At 46.8% G+C, this 6,478-nt stretch carries 5 protein-coding genes; all 5 read left to right on the top strand.

The window, feature by feature from the left end:
* Window positions 1-101: 101 nt before the first annotated feature.
* Window positions 102-671 (top strand): elongation factor P, encoded by a 570-nt coding sequence (gene efp, locus ACLR2L_RS17865; protein WP_413370082.1) that lies wholly within the window; start codon window positions 102-104, stop codon window positions 669-671.
* Window positions 672-722: 51 nt separating this feature from the next.
* Window positions 723-1,697, top strand: a complete 975-nt coding sequence (epmA, locus tag ACLR2L_RS17860; protein WP_413370079.1) for an elongation factor P--(R)-beta-lysine ligase — start codon at window positions 723-725, stop codon at window positions 1,695-1,697.
* Window positions 1,698-1,903: 206 nt separating this feature from the next.
* Window positions 1,904-4,300 (top strand): TonB-dependent receptor, encoded by a 2,397-nt coding sequence (locus tag ACLR2L_RS17855; protein ID WP_413370077.1) that lies wholly within the window; start codon window positions 1,904-1,906, stop codon window positions 4,298-4,300.
* Window positions 4,301-4,537: 237 nt separating this feature from the next.
* Window positions 4,538-5,923, top strand: a complete 1,386-nt coding sequence (locus ACLR2L_RS17850) for a DUF4397 domain-containing protein (RefSeq protein WP_140960573.1) — start codon at window positions 4,538-4,540, stop codon at window positions 5,921-5,923.
* A gap of 385 nt (window positions 5,924-6,308) precedes the next feature.
* On the top strand, window positions 6,309-6,478 hold a 170-nt coding region (locus ACLR2L_RS17845), incomplete at its 3' end, for an uL14 family ribosomal protein (RefSeq protein WP_413370084.1).

Genomic DNA, 6,478 nt, shown 5'->3' with positions numbered 1-6,478 from the left:
TCATGGCCAATTCTTTTTGCCAGTTTTTCTCCACAGATATGCTATTTTTTTGTATTATTTGCGCCACTAAATCTAAAACCTACAAGAGTTATTGAGGAATTATGGCTTTTTTCAGCACTAACGAGTTCAAATCGGGCCTTAAAATTATGCTCGACGGCGAACCTTGCAACATCTTAGAAAACGAATACGTTAAACCAGTTAAAGGTCAGGCGTTTAACCGGGTTAAAATTCGCAAACTGATTTCAGGCAAAGTGTTGGAAAAAACCTTCCGCTCAGGTGAGTCAGTTGAAGGCGCAGACGTATTGGATACGGATTTAGCCTACCTGTACACCGACGGCGAATTCTATCACTTTATGAATAATGATACATTCGAACAAATAGCTGCAGATAAAAAAGCCGTAGGCGATAACGTAAAGTGGCTGGTAGAAAATGATATGTGCACCATTACGTTGTGGAATGGCACACCAATCACAGTTACGCCACCTAACTTTGTAGAACTGGAAATTACTGAAACCGACCCCGGTCTGAAAGGCGATACCGCAGGTACGGGTGGTAAACCTGCTACGCTGTCTACCGGTGCAGTAGTACGTGTACCCTTGTTTGTTCAAACCGGCGAAGTGATCAAAGTTGATACGCGTTCGGGTGAATACGTGTCTCGCGCACAAAAGTAATTCTGATTTGGTGCAGGCCAGTGGCCTGCACATGCTTATTGAGCATTCTGCATGTCTAAGCCTCTCTGGCAACCCACCGCATCGTTACAAGCCCTCCAGGCAAGGGCGCAGTTGTATCAACAGATCCGTCAGTTCTTTGCCAGCCGCAATGTACTTGAAGTGGATACGCCAACGTTATCCCATGGCACAGTAACCGACGTTCATCTTGATGCGTTTAGTTGCGAATTCAATTACAGCAGTACGGGTAAAACCGAAACGCTGTATCTGCAAACCTCGCCTGAATTTGCATTAAAGCGGTTGTTGGCTACCTATAAAACCTGCGTATATCAGTTGGGTAAGGCCTATCGTCACGAAGGCCACGGGCGTTGGCATAACCCTGAATTTACCATGCTGGAATGGTATCGGATTGGATTTGACCACCATCAGCTTATGCAGGAAGTCAGCGAGTTACTGCAGCTTGTTCTGGATGTACCAGAAACTGAAATGTTGAGTTACCAGCAAGCGTTTCTAAAGCATCTGGCGCTGGATCCACTTACGGCAACCACCGCCGAAGTTGCCACAGTGTTTAACCGGTGCAACATTGATTTGAGTGACGATTATCCCATTGATCACGACGGTATGTTGCAATTGCTGTTCAGCTACGAAATCGAACCTAATATTGGCCAGCAGGTACCTTGTTTTATTTATGGCTATCCCGCGTCCCAGGCGTCGTTGGCACAGTTAAATAAACAGGATCCCAGAACCGCCGACCGGTTCGAAGTGTACTTTAAGGGGGCCGAGCTGGCTAACGGCTTTCATGAACTGCAAAGCGCACCTGAGCAGCGCCGCCGTTTCGAACACGACAACCGGTTGAGAGCAACTTTCCGTTTGCCGGAAAAGCCCATTGATGAGCATTTTTTAGCTGCACTGGATGCTGGTTTACCCGCCTGTTCCGGCGTGGCGTTAGGCGTAGACCGAATACTCATGCTGAAACTCGGTGCCGAGCACATTGAAGATGTTATCGCCTTTCCGGTTAATCGCGCCTAGTACTCCCCACATATAATCCCGTTCAAACAGCAGTTTGCCTGCGCAGGTCAGTATACCTAGGTAGGTTAAATTCATTTAGTAACGACAATCAGTAATAAAATACCGTTGAATGACAGTTGACGACTCCCCGTTAAATTGAGTAATGTTATATTATAACGTTTCGTGATGAAGCGCGGTTTTCACATTATTCAGTAACAGAGCAGTCAATGAAGAATAAAACACTTATCGGTTTAGCCGTAATGGCAGCACTTGGATCGTCGCCTGCCATGGCCACGGTGATTAAAGGCACGGTAAACAACGCGCAGGGAGAACCCGTGCAAGGCGCAGAAGTGCGAATTGAAGGCTCGAAGCGGATAACTTATACCAACGAACTTGGCCACTACCTGTTCGATAACGTTAAAATTGAGCATATTCATTTGCATGTGTATTCCTCTGACTATGTACACGGCGACAACGACCTTGGCAATGTGAGCAGCGATCAGATAGTGGATTTCACACTGGTTCCCGTCTCGGTTGAAAACATTGTGGTAACTGCCAGTGTGTTGGGGTCATCAGTACTGGAATCGGTTACACCGGTGTCTGTTATCGGTCAGGATGAACTTCGCAGGCTCCAGGCCGAAACATTGGGTGAAACATTAAAGAAAACCCCGGGTGTTCACAGTACCTATTTTGGCCCGGTCTCCAGCAGCCCGGTGATCAGGGGGAATGACGGCCCGCGCGTTAAAATTGTACAAAACAGTCTGGATGTATCAGACGTTTCACGTATCGGCCCCGACCACAATGTGGCTGCAAACAGCAGCAGTGCTACCCAGGTTGAGATTCTGCGCGGACCGGCAACGCTACAATATGGCAGTGGGGCTATTGGTGGTGTAGTTAACGTGGTAGATCAGCGTATTCCAAACGAAGTGCCAGCAGAATTATCCGGTGAGGTAGAAGCAAACTACGCTACCGTAAATGATGGAAAGTATGGGCGTTTCAACCTTAATGGTGGTCAGAATAATTTTGCCTTTCACGTAGATGGCTTCAGCCGTAAAACCGGTAATGCTGATATTCCGGGATTTGCTTCTGCTGAGCCTGACGGTGACGAAGAGGCAGGGGTGCTTGAAAATAGCCAAATGGACACAACCAGTATTACCGCTGGGTTATCACTGGTAGACGAAGAAGGGTATTTTGGTTTTGCGGTAGAAAAACTCGATAACCTGTATGGCGTGCCCGGCCATCATGGCCACCATGAAGAAGGCGAAGAGGAAGGCCTCGAAGAAGAACACGAAGAAGAAGGCACTCGTCTGGATGTCGATATGACACGCTATCAGGCTGCCGGAGAATGGTATTCACCGATTGCCGGACTAAGCACAATCAAGTTTGCTGCAGCCTATACTGATTATGAACACGTTGAGCTGGAAGGCGACGACATTGGTACCCGTTTCAGCAATAAAGGCAGCGATATGCGTTTAACCGCACACCATAAGGACATTGCTGACTGGCATGGCGTTGTTGGGGTTCAGTATCACAACAGCGACTATATCGCAGATGGCGACGAAGCATTCACGCCGCCAACAGAAACCCAAACTGCGGCGATTTTCCTGATTGAGCAAAAGAAAGTCGGTTCTGCCCTGTTTGAATTTGGCGGGCGTTTGGAAACAACGGAGTACGGTGCCCAGGATATGGATTTTGAACTGGAAGCTGAAGCACTTGATCACGATGAAGAACATGAAGACGCACATGGTGAAGAGCACGCTCATACGTTTTCATTCGATGACTACCGATTTGTAAGCAGTTCATTGTCTGCAGGCGTTAACTGGGAATATACGCCGGGTTATTCTGTGGCCGTAACATTATCGCGCAACGAGCGCGCGCCCAGTCAGCAGGAATTATTCTCAGCCGGACAGCATTTAGCTACGCAAACCTTTGAAATGGGTCTGGTATACGACATGGACGAGGACGGCGAAGTCAGCGATACGTTAAAGCCAGTTAAAGAGGAAGTGAGTACTAATTTAGATGTTACTTTCCGCAAATTCTCTGGTATCGGCGGTTACTCGCTATCATTCTTCTACAACGACGCAAGCGACTATATCTATCAAAGTGCAACCGGATTGATCGCATTGAGTGAGCACGAAGAAGAAGGTGTGGAAGAAGAGGCCGGGCATGAAGAAGAAGGCTTACCTGTGTACTACTTCCGTCAGGCCGATGCCAGGTTGTATGGCCTGGAAGCCGAAGGCTTTATTGATTTATCCAATACCCTTCGTGTGAGTCTGTTCGGTGATTACATAAGGGCTAAAATAGACAGCGAGGACTTACCTCGTATTCCGCCACTAAGACTGGGCTCAACGCTGAGTTATCAGGATGATAGCGTGAATGCCGATGTGTCGGTTACCTGGTATAACGAACAGGACAAGGTTGCTTCTTATGAAACAACAACCGATAGCTACACTCTGGTAGATGCGTCTGTGGAATACACGATGCCCGGGGATCTTGAGTGGTCTGTGTATGCACGAGCAAACAACTTGCTTGATGAAGAAGCCCGGGTGCACACCTCATTTATTAAAGACATGGCTCCATTGCCGGGCAGAAACTTCACAGTAGGTACGCGCCTGGTGTTTTAATGTAGCCATTACATTAACTAACAACGCAACGTTTCCCAATAGTTGGCGGCCTCAGTGCCGCCTTTTTTGTCTATTTTTATGTATTTCACAGCGGGAAATGTGAAGTAACGGTCAGTAAATGTCAGCGATTGCAAAGGTTGTGTAAAGAGTCGAACCACCCGGCTCCGGTAACGTCTTTACACGTGTACCATACGCGCCTATGCGTTAATTCCGTTTTTTGCAAGGACATTTACATTTATGCACATCCCGTTAGTCAAGACCCTGTTTCGCGCTGCCAGTGCGCTATTTCTGGTGAGTGTTCTCACCGCCTGTGGTGGCTCAGGTAGCGACAGCAACAGCGACTACACCTATGCTTATTTACATTTTTACAATGGCTCTCCAAATGGCGCAACCGTGTACGTTCGCGAACTGGATGGCGACGACCTGGGCGCGGCCCAGTTTGGTGACAGCAGCTCGCTGATTGCGCTGGATTCAGGTGAACTGGAGCTGGAATTTTATCGCCTTGATTCTGATGATCAGGAAGTGGTAATTGACGAACTCACCGTGCAAATGAAGAAATCGTACAAAACGGTTGTGATCATGCGCGGAGACTTTGATGCACCCACGTTTGAATCTTACCAGTTCAAGCGTGAATCGCTGGACGAGCACTTTCGTTTAATGGCCACGTCAGTATTACTGGACGACACCCAAACGTTCGACTTATACATGAGTGATGCTGGCGACCCGTTTGAAGCGTCAAATTACCTGGGAACGATTACTGCGGGTGAATTAACCGAATACACCTATTGGGACGGCGATTCTGACAGCGATGATTTCAACGAAGACGAATACACAATTTATCTGACTAATGCGGGTGAAACTGACGTTGTGTTTGAAACCCCAACAATCAACTTTGCCTACAACACTGAATATGTATTGGTTATGCGCGATATTTCGGGTGCTATTCAAAACGGTATGGCTATGGATGTGTTGTTAAACTCTTCAACGGTATCTGAAGTGACCGACGTAGACGCCTTGTCGCAGTACCGGATTTACAATAGCTTAAACAGCGACTCACCCATTACCGTTACCTTTACCGGTGACGACGAAGGGGAAGCCATTACGTTAACGCTGGCCGCGGGTGAAGTGAGTGACTTTACTGAAATTAACTATGGCGATTACCGCATTTCAGCTTCAATTGGCGATACCAGTCTGACAGCGTTTAACAACAAGCTGATCACACTTAACCAAAGTGAGAGTAAAGCCATTGTTATCTACGAAAAGTCTGGGGCATTGGCTTCGCTAAGCTTTGTTGAGAGCTCGCTATCACAGGCATACGACAAAACCATTAATTTCGTGAACCTGGTAGAAGATTACGACGATGTGGATTTTTATCTGGTTCGTCACGATGAAACCATCGATACGGCCGAGTACAGCGTGCAAAACGTAGAGTTTACTGAAACCGACAGTGATGTTGTGCCTGCTGATTACTATGAAATCATTGCCGTACACGAAGACAGCAACGAAGAGCAGTATTTGTTGTACCGCTTGCCACTGCATGCGTTTGATGAGGATACCAACTACATCATTACGGTTGAGCCGTCAGACAATGCATCAGGCTATGAAATCGTGGTTGTAGACTAATCTGAACTACGATAAGTAGCAATCATCAAACATCGCCGGGTAAAACCGGCGATTTTTATTGTTTCTTAAAAAAGAAATGCGCTAAAATGCGCGCTGTTGTTGATATATTGCAACCCAACCCCAACATTACTTACAACAGTGAAATTCTGGCCAGACAAAGGCTTAGCAAGTAGTGTAAACATTCAAACACAGCGCAATGGCTGTGTGCACTGAGTTTTTCTCGAATTAGTCAAAAATAATTCAAATTCCAACTACCTTCTGTGAATCTTTTCTGTTATTATTTCGCGCCCTTTTTAGCGGGGTATGGTTTAAAAATAGCCCGAAATGGTTGTTTTTAGCACAGTAGGCGACTCGAGAGAGTCATATTAAATAGCGGAGCACTAACATGATCCAAATGCAAACTAACCTGGATGTTGCCGACAACAGCGGCGCTCGCAGGGTTCAGTGTATTAAGGTTCTTGGTGGCTCGCATCGCCGTTATGAAAGCATCGGAAACATCATCAAAGTTAATGTTAAGGAAGCAATTCCTCGCGGTAAAGTAAAAAAAGGTAATGT

It is taken from the genome of Alteromonas sp. AMM-1 (assembly GCF_047290655.1).
GTDB classification, from domain to species: domain Bacteria; phylum Pseudomonadota; class Gammaproteobacteria; order Enterobacterales; family Alteromonadaceae; genus Alteromonas; species Alteromonas mangrovi.
The sequence above is the reverse complement of the archived record's forward strand: the minus strand, read 5'-3'. Positions and strand labels throughout refer to the sequence as shown.